The following is a 15,780-nucleotide window of genomic DNA, read 5'->3' as shown; positions in this document are numbered from 1 at the left end:
GGTCGCCGGGACCGGATCCGCACGGATCAGACCCCCAGGAAGGTGGTCAGATCCTTGATGAAACGCTCCTTGTCGCCCGGCACCATGGCCAGGCCGTGCGAGGCACCCTCGTACACGATGAGGCTGGCGTCCCGGATGATCTCGACCGCCTGCCGCGCGGTGCCATCGATCGGCACGATCTGATCGTCGTCGCCGTGCACGATCAGCGTGGGAATGTCGAACGTCTTCAGGTCGGCGGTGAAATCGTCCCAGCCGAAGGCGTCCACGCACTTCACGCCGGCCTGGATCGACTCGTGCATGGCCATGAACCAGAACGCGTCCCGGTTGCCCTGGGTGGCCTTGGAACCGCGCCGGTTCGCGCCGAAGAAGGTCTCGGACGTGTCCTTCCAGAACTGCGACCGCTCGGTGAGGATTCCGTTCTTGATCTGCTCGAGCGCGTCCTCGGGCACACCCGACGGATTGTCGGCGGTCTTCAGCATGTGCGGCGTGATCGCCGACAGCAGGACCGCCGAACGGACCCGCGCGGTGCCGTGCCGGCCGATGTAGCGGGCCAGTTCGCCGCCGCCCATCGAATGCGCGACCAGGGTGACGTCCCGCAGGTCGAGCTGCGTCATCAGATCGTTCAGATCGTCGGCGAAGGTGTCGAAGTCGTAACCCTCCCAGGGCTGACTCGACCGGCCATGGCCGCGCCGATCGTGGGCGATGCCACGGAAGCCGCTGTCGGCGACCGCCTTCATCTGGTCGTCCCAGGCATCGGCGGACAGCGGCCATCCGTGGATGAACACCACCGGGCGGCCCGAACCCCAGTCCTTGTAGTAGATCTCCACTCCGTCACGCGTCGTACACACAGGCATCGGAGAGCCTCCTTCTGCGCGGTTGCCGAGCGAATCCCGGATCATCGATCCGGACTGTCCGATCAAAGGTAGCTGTATGTTTGCTCTGCCGACAACCGGATCTTGTCCCATCGGTGACCCGGCCCGAGCCGGTACCGTCGAATCGGTGGACACGTCGACGCTCGCCCCCACCACCCGGTTCGCGCGCGCGGCCGTTTTCACGGTGTTCGGGCTGAACGGATTCACCCTGTCGATGTGGGTCGTGCACATTCCGGTGATCACCACGCGCACCGGGGTCTCGCACGCCACGCTGGGCATGCTGATCCTGCTGATGGCCGGCGGCGGCATTCTCGGCATGCAGGCCGCCGGGCCGGTCGCCGATCGAGTCGGCAGCCGGGCGATGGTCGCCGCCGCCGGAGTGTTCGTCGCCCTGGTGATCCTGATCCCGATCAACGCGACCGGCCCGGTGACGCTGGCGCTCGGGCTCGCGGCCCTGGGTATCGGCAACGGCGCGCTGGACGTGTCGATGAACAGTCAAGCGGTGCACGTGGAACGGCAGTACGGGCGGCCGATCATGTCCGCGTTCCACGCGCTGTTCTCCTGCGGCGGACTGGCCGGGTCGCTCGTCGGTGCGGCCGCGCTGCACGCCGGCGTAGACGCCCGGGTCACCGTCGCGGTCGTCGCGGCGGTCGCCCTGGTGCTCGTCATCGCCTGTGTCCCGAGGCTTCTCCCCCGCGACCGGCCGCATCCGGCCGAGGATGCCGCCCTGCTGGAGTCGGGTGCCGGACTCGAGACTGCGGACGTCCGATCCACGGCGACCGGCGCCGGTTCGGGCTCCGACGGCGCCGAGGCGTATGCCGGTTCCGGCGCCGCACCCGTGCGCGCTCGCCGGGATGTGCGAAAGGTGCTGGCGCTCGGGGCTATCGCGATCGCGTTCCTGATGACCGAGGGGGTGGCGAACGACTGGAGCACCCTGCAGGTGCACGAGCGATTGCACGTCTCCGACGCCGTCGCGGCCCTGGCCTTCGGCGCGTTCTCGACGACGATGACCATCGGGCGATTCGCCGCCGACCGGATCAACGGCCGGTTCGGGCGGGTGGCGCTGGTGCGCTGGGGCGCACTGCTCGCCGCGGCGGGACTGGGACTGATCGTCGGATCGGCATGGGTCCCGGTCACTCTGGCGGGCTGGGCGCTGCTGGGGGTCGGGCTGGCCGGCGGGGTACCCCAGATCTTCAGCGCCGCGGGCAATCTCGGGACCGAGACGGCGACCACCGATATGTCGCACGTGTTCACGCTCGGCTATCTCGGGTTCCTCGCCGGGCCGTCGGTGATCGGCTGGCTGGCGAAGTTCACCTCGCTGACCACCGCGCTGATCTTTCCGCTGGTCGCGATCCTGTTGTGCGCGTGGTTCGCGCGCATCGTCGCGACCCCGGAACCCTGACACGATCGCGCGGTTACAGTCGGGGCATGTTCGCCAACGAGCGGCAGGACCGCAGACTCGATCGCATCGAACGCAAGCTGGACGCGATCCTCGCGCACCTCGGCATCGCCGAGATCGACACGGAACACGTGGATGCGGAGTATCGGCCGCCGCGGCCGCTACCGGTCGAATTCGCCGGCGGCATGGCCGAAGTGGACGAACTGCTGGCCCAGGGCAAGAAGATTCACGCGATCAAGCGGTATCGCGAATTGCACCCCCGGGCCTCGCTGCGCGAGGCCAAGGACGCCGTGGAGGCCCGGGAGCCGCGAATCCGCTGATCAATTCAGCGCGCGATGTGCTTGTGCCGCACGCCGTTTCCGAAGGCCACCGCCGCCGCCCCCAGCGCGCCGATGCCGAGCAGCACGAAACTCAGGACGTACGCGTGCAATTGCGGCACGGTGGAGTGACCGATGGTGTACGCCGACAGGATCGAACCGGTGATGGCGCCGGCGATACTGCCGCCCGCGGTCCGGACCAGTGAGTTGATCCCGCTGGCGATGCTGCTCTCGCTCATCGCCACGTGCTGTACCGCCAGCGTGCCCAGCGCCGCGTAACCGATGCCGAACCCGATGCCCTGCAACACATTCGAGATGATCAGCTGGTACCCGTGGGTGTGGAAGAAGGCCAGCGACAGCGGCGCCAGCGCGGCGATGGCCGAGCCCAGCGCCAGCGTGTGCGCCGCGCCGATCCGGGCCGCGATGCGGCCGGTCCGGAACGAGAAGAAGGTCATCATGATCGTGCTGGGGATGCCGTACAGGCCGACGTCCAGCACCGTGCCGGACAGGCCGTACCCGACCTTGTCCGCCGGCGTCTCGACGAAATTCGAGATCAGCGAGAACGATCCGAACATCGCGAAACCGAGCAGCGCCGACGCGAGATTGGCCGACAGCGAGCGCGGCCCGACCAGCAGTGGCAGCCGCACCAGCGGCTGGGACACCTTGGTCTCGGCGAACACCCACACCGCGGTGAGCGCGACCGCCGCGACGAACAGCCCGATCACGGCGCCGGAACCCCAGCCCCAGTCCGGCCCCTCGCTGATCGCCAGCAGCAGGCAGGTCAGCAGTCCCGCGAGCAGACCGGCACCGATGAAATCGGGCCGGCCGCCGTGCCGGATACCGGTGTCGTGGGCCGACACACCGACCAGCACCGTGGACAGCAGCGCCATCGCCGCGGTGATCCAGAAGACCGGATGCGCACTGGTGGTGTGATTGGCGATGACACCGGTGACCAGCATGCCGATGGTGCCGCCGACGCCCATGGTGCCGCTCATCACGCCGATGGCGGTGGTCAGCCGCTGCGGCGGGAAGGTGTCGCGAATGATGCCGATCGCCAACGGGATCAGCGCCGACGACACACCCTGCAACGCCCGGCCGACGACGTAGATCGGGAGGGTGGAGGCGAGGGCGCAGATCACCGAGCCGACCAGCAGCAGACCCATGCACACCATCACCATGAGTTTCTTGCCGTACATGTCGCCGAACCGCGACAGCAGCGGCGTCGCGACCGCGCCGGTGAGCAGCGAGGCGGTGAACAGCCATGTCACGCCGGAGACGTTGGTGTGCAACTGCACGATCAGCCGCGGCAGCAGCGGAATCACCACGGTCTGCTGCAGCGAGACGACCAGGCCGGCGGCGCAGAGTGCGAACAGGGTCAGGCCGAGACGGGCCTTGGTACCGGCGTCGTCTGCGCCCGGGCCGGTCGCGTTCGCGCCGGCTCCGGGCCGGCCCTCGACGGTCGACGTCATCTGTATGTCCTCATCCTCGTCCCGAAAACGGGGTCCCCACATGGCCGGATCGGCGCGGCACCGCGTCGTGCGGCGGATCACGGCATACTTACCTAACTTAAGTAACTCGCCTCGTAGAATAACCCCATGCGCCGGGCTCCAGCTACCCCCGAAAACGATCTCGATGCGGACGAGGAGCCGCCCGCCCGGACGAGCGCCGACGCCGATCACATCGCGGAACTCGAACGCGCGCTGACCCGGATCGCACACATGCTCACCCGGGCCCGCCGCCACGACCGGACCGCCGCCGAGGCCGGCGTCGACGTCGACCGCGCGAACGTGCCGCTGCTACGGGTGCTCGCCGAGGCCGGCGAACCGTTGCGGCTCGGTGAGATCGCGGCCCGCCTGGACGTCGAGGCGCCGCACATCACCCGGCAGGTCCAGCGGCTGGAGCGCAGCGGATTCGTCACCCGGGTACCCGACCCCTGCGACCGCCGCGCGCAGCGGGTGCGCCTGACCACCGCCGGCGCGGATGCGGTCGACGCGATGCGCGCGGTCGGCCGCCGGGTCATCCGGGACTGCCTGGACGACTGGAACTCCGACGATCTGGCCGCGCTGGCCCGCCTCAACCACCGGATGGTCGACGACTTCCTCCGGCACGCCGACGATCCGCCCCCGGCCGCGCGCTGAACCGCTGCGCTCATCTCATCGGTGCGCGGACGTACCGTCCGACGGACATCGCGTTGCTCAGCGGGGGCCGACGCTGCCGTCGCGGCGCAGCGCCAGATCCGGCCACGGCGGCCGGCGCAGGACGGCGAGGGTGGCTATCACCGCGCTCAGCAGTCCGATCGTCTCGCCGAGGAGCGCGATGCGGGTGTTGTCCTCGGCCGCGGACCAGGTCACCTGGCCGCCGTGGACGACGAAGACCCCGATCGGGCGCATCCCCGGACGTAACCAGCCGCCCGGCGACGCGACCGTGATGATCGTGGATCCGTCGGCGGTCTCCACCGGCGTCCCGTAGACCGGCGCATCCTGTGCCACGCTCAACGGGCGGAAGAAGTCACGAATTGTCATGCTGATCCCCTCCTTCGGGCCGCACGACGGCGGCCGGAGCCGATCCTAGGACAGATTGGGCAGTCGGGGTGACAGGCAGGCCCCGACGCAGATCGGTTGCGGCACAAGGCGAGGGCCCCGTTCCATGACGAACGGGGCCCTCGCGCAGGTGTTCACAGTGCTTTGAGTTCCTCGGTGACGGCGCCGACGGACTTCTTGGCGTCGCCGAACAGCATCGAGGTGTGGTCGCTGTAGAACAGCGGGTTGTCGATGCCGGCGAAGCCGGAGTTCATCGAACGCTTCAGCACGATCACGCTCTTGGCCTGGTCGACGTTGAGTACCGGCATGCCGTAGATGGGGCTGGCGGCGTCCTCGCGGGCGGCCGGGTTGGTGACGTCGTTGGCGCCGATGACCAGGGCGACATCGGTGCGGCCGAATTCGCCGTTGATGTCGTCCATTTCCTTCATCGCGTCGTAGGAGACCTCGGCCTCGGCCAGCAGCACGTTCATGTGACCGGGCATGCGACCGGCGACCGGGTGGATCGCGTACTTGACCTCCACACCCTTGGCCTCCAGCAGCGACGCCATCTCCTTGACCGCGTGCTGGGCCTGCGCGACGGCCATACCGTAGCCCGGGACCACGATCACCTGGTTGGCGTAGGCCATCTGGATCGCGGCATCGGCGGCGGAGGTGGCCTTGGCCTGCTTCTGCTCGCCGTCACCGGCCGACGCGACCGCGCCGCCGCCACCGAACCCGCCGGCGACGATGGCCGGGATGGACCGGTTCATCGCCTTGGCCATCAGGTTGGTGAGGATGGTGCCGGACGCGCCGACGATCATGCCCGCCACGATCATCGCGGTGTTGTTCAACGCCAGACCGGCTGCTGCGGCGGACAATCCGGTCAGCGCGTTGAGCAGGGAGATGACCACCGGCATGTCGGCGCCGCCGATCGGCAGCACCACCATCAGGCCGAGGATCGCGGCCAGCACCAGCAGCAGCACCATCCACCAGCCGGACACACCGTCGCCGGTGGCGCCGACGCCGATCACGATCGCCGAGGCGACCGCGCCGGCGAACAGCAGAATGTTCAACGGCTGCTGCAGTTTCCCGATCCCGATCGGCTTACCGGGCAGGATCTCCTGCAGCTTGCCGAACGCGATCACCGAGCCCCAGAACGAGATCGACCCGATCACCGCGGCGAACAGCGACGCGATCACGATGTGCACGGTCGGCTGTTCCGGGATCCGCGAGAAGCCTTGGGTGTCCAGGAATTCCGACCACGCGATCAGCGCGACCGTACCGCCGCCGACGCCGTTGAACGCGGCCACCAGCTGCGGCATCGCCGTCATCTTGGTGAACCGGGCCGGCGGGACACCCAGCGCCACACCGACAACCAGGCCGGCGACGATGAGGATCCAGTTGTTCGTGTGCCGGATCGAGATGAACGTCGCGACCACCGCCAGCGCCATACCGACCGCGGCGATCTGGTTGCCGCGCACCGCCGTCTTCGGGCCGGTCAGGCCCATCAGACCGTAGATGAACAGCGCGAACGCGATGATGTAGAGAATGTTGACGAGATTGTCCATGGCTTACTTCCCCGCCTTCTCACCGGCGGAGTTGTCCTGCGCCGCAGGCTTCTTCGCTTTGAACATGCCCAGCATCCGGTCGGTGACCACGAAGCCACCGATCACGTTCAGGGTTCCGAACACGACGGCCACGAACAGGATGATCTGCTCCGCGATCGACGGATGCTCGATCTTGCCCAGCACCACCAGCGCGCCCAGCACCACGATCCCGTGAATCGCGTTGGTGCCCGACATCAACGGCGTGTGCAGGGTGTTGGGCACCTTCGAGATCACGGCGAAGCCGACGAACCCGGACAGCACCAGAATCGCGATATTCGCCAGCAACTCGGTGTACATCAGTTACCCGCCTTCGAATCGGGAGAAGCCGTGGAAGGGTCCGCAGCCGGAGCATCCACTGCGGCGGAATCGGCCGCCGCCGGAGCGGAATCGGTGACCGGAGCGTCCACCTGCGCGGGCGCCGGATCAGCCGCAGCCGGGGCAGCGGGAGCTTCGCGGTCGCGGGTGACGCACGAGTCGGCCAGCACCTGATCGCCGAAATCCGGTGCCAGCGCACCGTCTTTCAGCATCAACTCCAGCAGCGCCTGGATGTTCTTGGAGTACAGCTCCGACGCGTGCTCGGGCATCGTCGCCGGCAGGTTCAGCGGCGAGGCGATCGTGACACCGTGCTTGACCACCGTCTTACCCGGTTCGGTCAGCTCGCAGTTGCCCCCGGTCTCCCCGGCCAGATCCACGATCACGCTGCCGGGCTTCATACCCTCCACCGCCGCCGCGGTCACCAGCCGCGGCGCGGGACGACCCGGCACCAGCGCGGTGGTGATCACGACATCGAAACCCTTGATCGCGTTCTCCAACGCCAGCTGCTGCTGCGCCTTCTCGTCCTCGGTGAGCTCGCGGGCGTACCCGCCCTCACCGGCGGCTTCGATACCCAGATCCAGCCACTGCGCGCCCACCGACCGCACCTGATCGGCGACCTCCGGCCGCACGTCGTACCCGGTGGTCCGGCCGCCGAGGCGCTTCGCCGTCGCCAGCGCCTGCAACCCCGCGACACCCACGCCGAGAATCAGCACCGTCGCCGGCTTCACCGTCCCGGCCGCGGTGGTCAACATCGGGAAGAACCGCGTCGACTCCGACGCGGCGACCAGAACAGCCTTGTAACCGGAGACATTCGCCTGCGACGACAAGGCATCCATCACCTGCGCGCGCGAGATCCGCGGGATCGCCTCCACCGCGAACGCCTGCACACCGGCGGCCTTCAGCGCGCCGATCTTGGTGTCCGCGTTGCGCGGCGCGAGGAATCCGATGAGTGTCTGCCCCGCCGACAGTTTCGCGATCTCCGAGTCGTTCGGCGGAGCGACCTTCACGACCACCTCCGCCGACCACGGATCACCGAGCACCGCGCCCGCGGCCGTGTACGCCTCGTCCGGAATCAGCGCACCCAGGCCCGCACCCGGCTCCACGACGACCTCCACACCCTGCTTCACCAGGGCCGGAACGATCTTCGGTACCAACGCGACCCGGCGCTCGTCGGGATTGGACTCCCGAACCACACCGACACGCGTGCCGTGGGGAACGCTCTGCGTTGTCTCCACTGCTCATCTTCCTTACTCGTAACGGCCGAAGCTGGCCCCCACCTTCCGTGGTGGGCCGCCGCCGGTGGCCGATCGGGCGCTTCGGAACTTACTCTTCAGTAAGTTCGTGACGATTGTCGCAACTGTACCCGGCTGGCGGTGAGCCTAGCCGAGATCAACATCACATAGCCAAGTGAGGATTCTCCCAATTGCCCCCTATTCAGCATGACGTAGGACACACCTACGATGCCGTAGGGTTCGATCGGTGACGGGCTGTATTTTCTGCCGGATCGTGTCGGGCGACGCCCCCGCCACCGCGGTCCACGAGACCGACGCGCTGTACGCGTTTCTCGACATCCGCCCCATCGCACGCGGTCACACGCTGGTGATTCCCAAGCGGCACGCGACCGATCTCGACGAACTCGACCACGAGACCGGCGCCGTGATCTTCACCCTCGGACATCGCCTCGCAAAGGCCCTGCGCCGCAGCGAGCTCGGCGCCGACGGCGCCAATCTGCTGCTCAACGACGGCCGTTCGGCATTCCAGACCGTACCGCACGTGCACCTGCACGTGGTGCCCCGCCGTAGCGGCGACACGCTGGCCTTCGCAAAAGGTTTCCTGCTGCGCCGGCCGCACGAACCGGAATCCACCGCCGCGACGATCCGCGCGGGACTGGCGCGACTGGAAGGCGAACGCCCGTGACGACCGTCCCGATCGAACCCGCGACGATGACGACGGCCCTCATCGCGCAGTGGGCCGCATTGAGCCGGGCGGCAACCGGGCTGGACGAGCGGCAGTGGCGCACCGCGTCGCCGCTGCCCGGCTGGACCGTGTTCGACGTTCTGGCTCATGTGACCGCCATCGAGTCGATGCTGCTGGGCGAGCCGAATCCCGAGATCGGCGCCGCCGTGCGGTCACTGCCGCACGTGCGCAACGACATCGGCGCGCTCAACGAGGCCTGGCTGGACACGCTGCGGCCACTGACCGGCGCGCAACTGCTCGACCGGTTCGAGTCGGTGACCGCCTGCCGTGGAGCCGCGCTGGCGGCCCTCGGCGAGGCCGAATGGCAGCAGACCCTGCCGTCCCCGGTGGGTGTGGTCCCCTACGCGCGCTTCATGCGCACGCGCGTCTTCGACTGCTGGATGCACGAACTCGACATCACCGACGCGCTCGGCACCGAACCCGCCGGTGCGGAAGCCGCGCTACGCGCCGACCTGGGCCTCGACGAACTCACGGCCGGGCTGGGCCGCACGGTGGTCAAGCGCGGCGGCGCCCCCGACGGCAGCCGGCTGACCTTCGAACTCACCGGCGCGGACGCGCGGACCGTGCACATCCGGGTGGACGGACGAGCGGTGGTGGCGGAATCCCTGGACCGCCCGGCCGACGCGGTGATCCGCCTCGACACCCGGCTGTTCGCGCGCCTGTGCGGCGGCCGGGTCGACGCCGAGCCGGAACTCGACCGCATCGACGTATCCGGCAATCACGACCTCGCGCTGCGGATCGTCCGCAACCTGGCCTTCACCATCTGATGCGACTGTTCCTGTCCAGCTACCGGTTCGGGCGACACGAGGACCGATTCGCCTCGCTCGTCGGGACTCCCGGGCCGGTCGCCGTGATCCCGAACGCGTGCGACGCGTGGCCCGCCGCCTGGCAGGGAGCGGTGACCAGTGATCTGAAGCCGTTGCGGGATCGCGGTTTCCGGCCGGAAGTACTGGATCTGCGCGAATTCACCGGTCGCGAAGCCGAACTGGAGCGCACCCTCGCCCGGTTCCCGCTGATCTGGGTGCGCGGCGGCAACACCTTCGTGCTGCGAGCCCGATTCGCGCTCAGCGGTGCGGATCTCGTGCTGCCGCGGCTGCTCGCGGCGGATGCGCTCGCCTACGCCGGCTACAGCGCCGGCGCGTGCCTGCTCACCCCGGACCTGCACGGTATCGAGGCCGCCGACGATCCGGCCGAGGTGCGGCCGGCCTGTGGTATCGAAGCACGGTGGGACGGACTGGGATTGGTGGATCACCGGATCGTCCCGCACGTCGACTCGCCCGGCACCGATCCGGACGGGGTCTGCGACCGCATCGCCGATCGTCATCGCGCCGCGGGCATTCCGCACTGGGCCCTCACCGACGACGACGCGGTGGTGGTCGACGGCGACCGCCTGGAGGTTCTCACCGGCGACCGGTCCTGAAGGCCCACGTGCGGGCCTTCAGTGGATTCCGGCGGCGGGGTCGCCTTTCGCGGCCGTCTCGGCCGAGGTGGTGAGGTCGCCTTCGGCAGCGGACTCGGCCGGGGCGGCCAGGCGGCGCACCGCCTCCTTGATCACGGACCGCGCGCGCCCCGGATCGCCGTCCGGACCGAGCAGGAAGCCGCGCACCTGCGGGACCGCGGCGGGATAGTTGATCAGGCTCATCAGCAGCATGAGCACGTGCCCGGGCGGCAGATCCGCGCGAATCAGGCCGCGCTGCTGGGCCGAGTCGACCTTGACCTTCTTGTCCTGGTAGCGAGCGGTCCGGGTCTCGCCGGCGGAGGCGCCCTCCTGGCCGAGTTCGAGCGCCTCCCACATCAGCAGCCGCAGGAACTCCGGATGCGCGCGGTGATAGTCGATGTGCTGGTCGACCCACTTGTCCAGGTCGTCGATATCGGTGCTGACCGAGTCGGCCACGTGCACCATCGCCTTTTCCAGGACCTGGTGGAACAGCTGTTCCTTGTCGCCGAAATAGGCGTAGATCAGCTGTTTGTTGGCCTGCGCGTTGCGCGCGATGCGGTCGACGCGGGCGCCGGCGATCCCGTAGGCGGCGAACTCCTGGGTCGCCGCGTCGAAGATGCGGGCCTTGGTCGCCTCGGGGTCTCTCGGCGGCATGGCATCGATCGTAAACAACCAATCAGTTGACACGAATTCCGCGACTGGGGAATAGTTGCAACCAACCGGTTAGTTACAGACCTCGGAGCGGCCAACGCGACGACCGGAACCCGCCGGAGCGCAACGACCCGCGGCGGCAGGATGGTTGTCGACCCGGTCGACGCGTACCCGTCTCCACCCGGCGCAGTGTGGCGCCGTCCCGCCCAGCATCCACGTTCGGGAGCAAGACGTGTCAGTCATCGAAACCCGTTCCGTACCAATCATTCCCGTCAGAGCCCCGGCCGACGACGGCTTTCCCGCCCGCCACCAGGTGCTGCCCGTGGTACTCAGCGCCATGTTCATGGCGATGTTCGACTGGTTCGTGGTCAACGTCGCCGCCTCCTCCCTGCAACACGACCTGCACGCGGGCGAATCCGCGCTGGAACTGATCGTCGGCGGATACGGTTTCGCCTACGCGTCCGGGCTGATCACCGGCGGCCGGCTCGGCGACCTGCACGGTCACCGGCGGTTGTTCGTCCTCGGCATGCTGGCCTTCACCGCCGCCTCGCTGCTGTGCGGGCTCGCGCCGAACGCCTGGGCGCTGGTCGCCTTCCGCATCCTGCAGGGCGGCACCGCCGCGCTGATGGTGCCGCAGATGCTGGCACTGATCAACACCCTGTTCCCGGTCCGCGAAAGGCCGCGGGCCATGGCCGCTTTCGGGGCCACCATCGGCATCGGCGCGGTGTCGGGGCAGGTGCTCGGCGGAATCCTGTTGAACCTCGACCTGTTCGGCTGGGGCTGGCGCAGCATCTTCTACATCAATGTGCCGATCGGCCTGGCCGCCGCGGCGCTGGCCGCCCGCTGGCTGCCCGCGCATGAGCGGATCCAGCGACCCAAGCTGGATCCGGTTGGCGCACTGGGCTTCTCGGCGGCACTGGCGCTGCTGCTGGTGCCGATCACGCTGGGCCGGCCGGAGGGCTGGCCGCTGTGGACCTGGCTGTCGATGGTCGCCGCGGTGCCGGTCATGGCGCTCACCGTGGGTTACGAGCGGCGGCTCACCACCCGCGGCGGCGAACCGGTACTGGACATCGCGATGGTTCGCGCCCGCGGATTCGGCCTGGGACTGCTGATCGCGGGCGGCTATCTGACCTTCTTCGCCGGATTCATGTTGTGCCTCACCCTGTTCCTGCAGAACGGGCTCGGATTGTCGCCGCTGCAAGCGGGATTGGCGTTCGCGCCGCTGGGTGTGTGCTTCGCTAGCGGTTCGTTCTTCCTCGCACCACGGGTGGCGGCCCGGATCGGCACCCGGGTGATGGTGCTGGGCACCTGCACCAGCCTCACCGGACTGGCGATCACCCTGGCGGTGCTGCATTTCGGCGAACCGCATCTCGGCACCCTCGCGCTGATCCCCGGCATGATGATCGTCGGCACCGGCAACGGGCTCACCATTCCCTCGGTCGTGGGCGCGGTGCTCTCCTCGGGCATCCCCGCGCGGCAGGCCGGCATGGCCGCCGGGGTGCTGACCACCGCCCAGCAGTTCGGCAACGCGATCGGCGCCACCGTGCTGGGGGTGATCTTCTTCGCCGCCCTGGGCACCGGACAGCACGGCGGGCACTACGTCACCGCGATGGAGACCTCCGCACTCGGCGGGGCCCTCGTCCTGGCGATCGTGCTGGTGGCCGCGCTGGCGCTACCGCGTCCGGCGGCCGATCGCGACTGATCCCGCGTGAGCTCCCGGCGTCGGCCGGAACCCCGAGCACCCGGGTGCTCCGAGCGTTCCGGCCGATGCCGGGCGCTCGCGCGGCAGTGCAGAGCCGGACGGCCTGCGGCGAAGGCCCCTACAGGTAGAGACCGGTGCCGTGTTCCGGCCGTTCGCTGGCGACGGCGTGCAGGTCGCGCTCGCGCATCACCAGATACGCCTGGCCCTTGACCTCGACCTCGAACTGGTCGTCGGCGCTGAACAGCACCCGGTCCCCTACGCTCACCGCACGCACGTGCGAACCCACCCCACAGACGTCACCCCAGGTCAAACGCTTCGCGACCTGCGCGGTCGCCGGGATCAGGATGCCTCCGCTACTGCGCCGCTCCCCCTCTTCGGGAGATACGCGGACCATCACCCGATCGTGCAGCATCTGAATTTCGAGCTTCGAATCGGACACCGCGGCAGTGTAGCGCGGGGTACCGACTACGAAATCAAGCGCTCGCCCGCCGAGCCACCGCCCCATTCGCCGAGCCACCGCCGCCGGGTGAGGTCGTCGGCGGTTCCGAGCAGCACGTCGAGCAGCGCCCGCGGATCCTCGGTCCACTGCTGCCGCAAGTGCGCCACCACCTCGCGGCCGAACAGACCGGAACGGTCCACCGCCTCGACCCAGGACCGGATCTCCCCGTCGCGGATGTGTCCCAGCACCGTGGCATCGACCTCGTCGTCGGCGAACAGTCCCACCAGCAGATCCCGGATTCCGGGCGATTCCGTCCCCATGACGCAGGCATCCTTTCGTCGACCGCCCGCGCCGACTCCCCCGGCGCGCGGCAATCCGTCGTGCAGGGAGTGTGCCGCTTTTGCCGACTCGTCGCCAGTCGAGTTCGGCGGCACTCGCTACCGTTGACCCGTGCCTGTTGACGACAATGTTCGCGCCGAGGTGACCGCGGAGGCCGCCCGGTTCCGGTTGCGGGTGGCCGGGGAGGCGCTGCGCCTGTTCGCGGAGCAGGGTTACGAGGCGACCTCCGTCGACGAGATCGCGGAGGCGGCGGGCGTGTCGCGGCGGACCTTCTTCCGGCAGTTCCGTTCCAAGGAGGATGTGGTCTTCGCCGACCACGAAGCACAATTGGCGCAGGCTCGCGCGGATCTCGAAGCGGCACAGACGGATCCGTGGACCGCCGTCGGTGATGCGGTGGTCGGGGTGTTCGAGAGGTTCACGCGGACAAGGGAATTGGCCGCACAGCGATATCGGGTGGTGCGGCAGGTGCCGGCGCTGCGGGATCGCGAGATCGTGACGGTGTTCCGCTACGAGCGGCTGTTCACCGACTATCTGCGCGGCCGGTTGCCCCAGGCGCCGGATCTGGCGATGGTGCAGTTCAGCGCCGCGGTCACGGCCACCCACAACTATCTGCTGCGCCGGATGGTGCGCGGCGAGAGCGAGGCCACTGCGGCGGATCTGCGGACGGCCCTGGCCGCCGTCCCGCGTGGTGATCGCACGGCCGGCGAGATGGTGGTGGCGGTGTTCCCGCGCGACATGCCGCCGCGACAAGTGGCCGAGTTGCTGTCGGATCACCTGGATAGCCTGTGACGGCACCCACAGGTTCCTGAACACATTTCATGGCACTCAGTGCCACAGGCTCAGTACTGTTGTCCGCGCATGTGGTCGCCACCTGGCGGCGTATACTCGAATCGAATGGCACTCGGTGCCGACATGCTGGAGCTTCGCGTCGTCACGCGATCCGACCCACGACCAGGAGTGAACTCATGGCGGGCAACCCCGACTTCGGACTCTTTCAGCTGGACGACGTCCACCACGAGCTGCGCGCGGCCATCCGCGCCCTCTCCGAGAAGGAGATCGCGCCGTACGCCAAGGACGTCGACGGACAGGCGCGATTCCCGCAGGAGGCCCTGAACGCGCTGAACGCGGCCGGCTTCAACGCCGTGCACGTCCCGGAGGCGTACGGCGGCCAGGGCGCCGATTCGGTCGCCACCTGCATCGTGATCGAGGAGGTGGCCCGGGTCTGCGGCTCGTCCTCGCTGATCCCGGCGGTGAACAAGCTCGGCACCATGGGCCTGATCCTCAAGGGTTCCGAGGAGCTCAAGCAGCGGGTGCTGCCCGATATCGCCGGCGGCCTGATGGCCTCCTACGCGCTGTCCGAGCGCGAGGCCGGTTCCGACGCCGGCAGCATGCGCACCCGCGCCCGCCGTGACGGCGACGACTGGGTGATCAACGGCTCCAAGTGCTGGATCACCAACGGCGGCCAGTCCACCTGGTACACCGTCATGGCCGTCACCGACCCGGAGATGGGCGCCAACGGCATCTCCGCGTTCATGGTGCACAAGGACGACGAGGGCTTCGTCGTGGGCCCGCTGGAGCACAAGCTCGGCATCAAGGGCTCGCCGACCGCGGAGCTCTACTTCGAGAACTGCCGCGTCCCCGGCGACCGGATCATCGGCGCGGAGGGCACCGGCTTCAAGACGGCGCTGGAGACCCTCGATCACACCCGCCCGACCATCGGCGCGCAGGCCGTCGGCATCGCCCAGGGCGCCCTGGACGCCGCGCTCGCCTACACCAAGGACCGCAAGCAGTTCGGCACGGCCATCGCGGACTTCCAGAACACCCAGTTCATGCTCGCCGACATGGCGATGAAGGTCGAGGCCGCGCGGCTCATGGTCTACACCTCCGCGGCCCGCGCCGAGCGGGGCGAGAAGAACCTCGGTTTCATCTCCGCCGCCGCCAAGTGCTTCGCCTCCGATGTCGCCATGGAGGTCACCACCAACGCGGTGCAGTTGTTCGGCGGCGCCGGCTACACCACCGATTTCCCGGTGGAGCGAATGATGCGCGACGCCAAGATCACTCAGATCTACGAGGGCACCAACCAGATTCAACGCGTGGTGATGTCCCGGGCGCTGCTCAAGGGCTGATATCCGCTGCCAGAGTCGTTCTTGCATTTGACGTTTCATTCGCAATCGGGCGAATTAGGGTCTATGCATACGTGCGGCT

The 15,780-nt window shown here is 68.6% G+C and carries 18 protein-coding genes; 9 read left to right on the top strand and 9 right to left on the bottom strand.

The window, feature by feature from the left end; all coding sequences use genetic code 11:
- Positions 1-26: 26 nt before the first annotated feature.
- Positions 27-854: an alpha/beta fold hydrolase gene (locus tag NRB56_RS27920; protein ID WP_153347262.1), complete on the bottom strand. Its 828-nt coding sequence runs from the start codon at positions 852-854 to the stop codon at positions 27-29.
- Between the two features lie 145 nt (positions 855-999).
- Between NRB56_RS27920 and NRB56_RS27915 the strand changes: the two genes are divergently transcribed.
- A complete protein-coding gene (locus tag NRB56_RS27915; RefSeq protein WP_319943632.1) occupies positions 1,000-2,274 on the top strand; it encodes an MFS transporter in 1,275 nt (424 codons plus the stop codon).
- Positions 2,275-2,300: 26 nt separating this feature from the next.
- On the top strand, positions 2,301-2,591 hold the full coding sequence (locus tag NRB56_RS27910; protein ID WP_153347258.1) for a hypothetical protein: 291 nt from the start codon (positions 2,301-2,303) through the stop codon (positions 2,589-2,591).
- 5 nt (positions 2,592-2,596) lie between these two features.
- Here the strand turns inward: NRB56_RS27910 and NRB56_RS27905 are convergent, their stop codons facing one another.
- Positions 2,597-4,057 carry an MFS transporter gene (locus tag NRB56_RS27905; protein ID WP_153347256.1) on the bottom strand — a complete coding sequence of 487 codons (1,461 nt, stop codon included), beginning with the start codon at positions 4,055-4,057 and terminating at the stop codon, positions 2,597-2,599.
- 126 nt (positions 4,058-4,183) lie between these two features.
- Here NRB56_RS27905 and NRB56_RS27900 point away from each other — a divergent pair, with 126 nt between their 5' ends.
- Positions 4,184-4,726: a MarR family winged helix-turn-helix transcriptional regulator gene (locus tag NRB56_RS27900; RefSeq protein ID WP_153347254.1), complete on the top strand. Its 543-nt coding sequence runs from the start codon at positions 4,184-4,186 to the stop codon at positions 4,724-4,726.
- Between the two features lie 57 nt (positions 4,727-4,783).
- Here NRB56_RS27900 and NRB56_RS27895 read toward each other — a convergent pair whose 3' ends face one another.
- The 4 genes from NRB56_RS27895 to NRB56_RS27880 form a co-directional block, all read right to left on the bottom strand.
- Complete coding sequence (locus tag NRB56_RS27895) at positions 4,784-5,110, bottom strand: hypothetical protein (protein ID WP_153347252.1); 327 nt, start codon at positions 5,108-5,110, stop codon at positions 4,784-4,786.
- 152 nt (positions 5,111-5,262) lie between these two features.
- Positions 5,263-6,675: an NAD(P)(+) transhydrogenase (Re/Si-specific) subunit beta gene (locus NRB56_RS27890; RefSeq protein WP_153347250.1), complete on the bottom strand. Its 1,413-nt coding sequence runs from the start codon at positions 6,673-6,675 to the stop codon at positions 5,263-5,265.
- 3 nt (positions 6,676-6,678) lie between these two features.
- Entirely contained in the window at positions 6,679-7,011 is a 333-nt protein-coding gene (locus NRB56_RS27885; RefSeq protein ID WP_153347248.1) for an NAD(P) transhydrogenase subunit alpha, read from the bottom strand.
- Positions 7,011-8,264 carry a Re/Si-specific NAD(P)(+) transhydrogenase subunit alpha gene (locus NRB56_RS27880; RefSeq protein ID WP_319943631.1) on the bottom strand — a complete coding sequence of 418 codons (1,254 nt, stop codon included), beginning with the start codon at positions 8,262-8,264 and terminating at the stop codon, positions 7,011-7,013. Before NRB56_RS27880 ends, NRB56_RS27885 begins: the two co-directional genes overlap by 1 nt.
- 244 nt (positions 8,265-8,508) lie before the next feature.
- Between NRB56_RS27880 and NRB56_RS27875 the strand changes: the two genes are divergently transcribed.
- Genes NRB56_RS27875 through NRB56_RS27865 form a run of 3 tightly spaced genes read left to right on the top strand, consistent with a single transcriptional unit; the run spans position 8,509 to position 10,426 of the window.
- Entirely contained in the window at positions 8,509-8,946 is a 438-nt protein-coding gene (locus tag NRB56_RS27875) for an HIT family protein (RefSeq protein ID WP_319943630.1), read from the top strand.
- Entirely contained in the window at positions 8,943-9,773 is an 831-nt protein-coding gene (locus tag NRB56_RS27870) for a maleylpyruvate isomerase family mycothiol-dependent enzyme (protein ID WP_319943629.1), read from the top strand. The genes NRB56_RS27875 and NRB56_RS27870 overlap by 4 nt, the downstream gene beginning before the upstream one ends.
- Positions 9,773-10,426, top strand: a complete 654-nt coding sequence (locus NRB56_RS27865; RefSeq protein WP_153347246.1) for a Type 1 glutamine amidotransferase-like domain-containing protein — start codon at positions 9,773-9,775, stop codon at positions 10,424-10,426. The genes NRB56_RS27870 and NRB56_RS27865 overlap by 1 nt, the downstream gene beginning before the upstream one ends.
- Positions 10,427-10,444: 18 nt before the next feature.
- Here the strand turns inward: NRB56_RS27865 and NRB56_RS27860 are convergent, their stop codons facing one another.
- Complete coding sequence (locus NRB56_RS27860) at positions 10,445-11,098, bottom strand: TetR family transcriptional regulator (RefSeq protein WP_227838394.1); 654 nt, start codon at positions 11,096-11,098, stop codon at positions 10,445-10,447.
- Positions 11,099-11,327: 229 nt separating this feature from the next.
- Between NRB56_RS27860 and NRB56_RS27855 the strand changes: the two genes are divergently transcribed.
- Complete coding sequence (locus tag NRB56_RS27855; RefSeq protein ID WP_319943628.1) at positions 11,328-12,797, top strand: MFS transporter; 1,470 nt, start codon at positions 11,328-11,330, stop codon at positions 12,795-12,797.
- Between the two features lie 118 nt (positions 12,798-12,915).
- Here NRB56_RS27855 and NRB56_RS27850 read toward each other — a convergent pair whose 3' ends face one another.
- Together NRB56_RS27850 and NRB56_RS27845 are read right to left on the bottom strand one after the other, a co-directional pair.
- Positions 12,916-13,236, bottom strand: coding sequence for a GroES family chaperonin (locus tag NRB56_RS27850; protein ID WP_319943627.1), 321 nt, complete (start codon positions 13,234-13,236; stop codon positions 12,916-12,918).
- Positions 13,237-13,262: 26 nt separating this feature from the next.
- Positions 13,263-13,556, bottom strand: coding sequence for a hypothetical protein (locus NRB56_RS27845; RefSeq protein WP_153347244.1), 294 nt, complete (start codon positions 13,554-13,556; stop codon positions 13,263-13,265).
- 130 nt (positions 13,557-13,686) lie between these two features.
- On the opposite strand from NRB56_RS27845, the gene NRB56_RS27840 reads away from it, so the two are divergent.
- Together NRB56_RS27840 and NRB56_RS27835 are read left to right on the top strand one after the other, a co-directional pair.
- A complete protein-coding gene (locus NRB56_RS27840) occupies positions 13,687-14,364 on the top strand; it encodes a TetR family transcriptional regulator (RefSeq protein ID WP_319943626.1) in 678 nt (225 codons plus the stop codon).
- 176 nt (positions 14,365-14,540) lie between these two features.
- Complete coding sequence (locus NRB56_RS27835; protein ID WP_153347242.1) at positions 14,541-15,701, top strand: acyl-CoA dehydrogenase; 1,161 nt, start codon at positions 14,541-14,543, stop codon at positions 15,699-15,701.
- The last annotated feature ends 79 nt before the right edge of the window (positions 15,702-15,780 follow it).

Origin of the sequence: Nocardia aurantia (assembly GCF_009604425.1) — a bacterium.
GTDB lineage: Bacteria > Actinomycetota > Actinomycetes > Mycobacteriales > Mycobacteriaceae > Nocardia > Nocardia aurantia.
This window is presented reverse-complemented; position numbering and strand designations above follow the sequence as displayed.

What these genes read in the sequence shown, in the direction of transcription:
- NRB56_RS27835 (WP_153347242.1), top strand. Translation starts at nt 14,541, where the DNA reads ATGGCGGGCAACCCCGACTTCGGACTCTTTCAGCTGGACGACGTCCAC.
- NRB56_RS27910 (WP_153347258.1), top strand. Translation starts at nt 2,301, where the DNA reads ATGTTCGCCAACGAGCGGCAGGACCGCAGACTCGATCGCATCGAACGC.
- NRB56_RS27865 (WP_153347246.1), top strand. Translation starts at nt 9,773, where the DNA reads ATGCGACTGTTCCTGTCCAGCTACCGGTTCGGGCGACACGAGGACCGA.
- NRB56_RS27895 (WP_153347252.1), bottom strand. Translation starts at nt 5,110, where the DNA reads ATGACAATTCGTGACTTCTTCCGCCCGTTGAGCGTGGCACAGGATGCG.
- NRB56_RS27920 (WP_153347262.1), bottom strand. Translation starts at nt 854, where the DNA reads ATGCCTGTGTGTACGACGCGTGACGGAGTGGAGATCTACTACAAGGAC.
- NRB56_RS27845 (WP_153347244.1), bottom strand. Translation starts at nt 13,556, where the DNA reads ATGGGGACGGAATCGCCCGGAATCCGGGATCTGCTGGTGGGACTGTTC.
- NRB56_RS27860 (WP_227838394.1), bottom strand. Translation starts at nt 11,098, where the DNA reads ATGCCGCCGAGAGACCCCGAGGCGACCAAGGCCCGCATCTTCGACGCG.
- NRB56_RS27900 (WP_153347254.1), top strand. Translation starts at nt 4,184, where the DNA reads ATGCGCCGGGCTCCAGCTACCCCCGAAAACGATCTCGATGCGGACGAG.
- NRB56_RS27890 (WP_153347250.1), bottom strand. Translation starts at nt 6,675, where the DNA reads ATGGACAATCTCGTCAACATTCTCTACATCATCGCGTTCGCGCTGTTC.
- NRB56_RS27885 (WP_153347248.1), bottom strand. Translation starts at nt 7,011, where the DNA reads ATGTACACCGAGTTGCTGGCGAATATCGCGATTCTGGTGCTGTCCGGG.
- NRB56_RS27905 (WP_153347256.1), bottom strand. Translation starts at nt 4,057, where the DNA reads ATGACGTCGACCGTCGAGGGCCGGCCCGGAGCCGGCGCGAACGCGACC.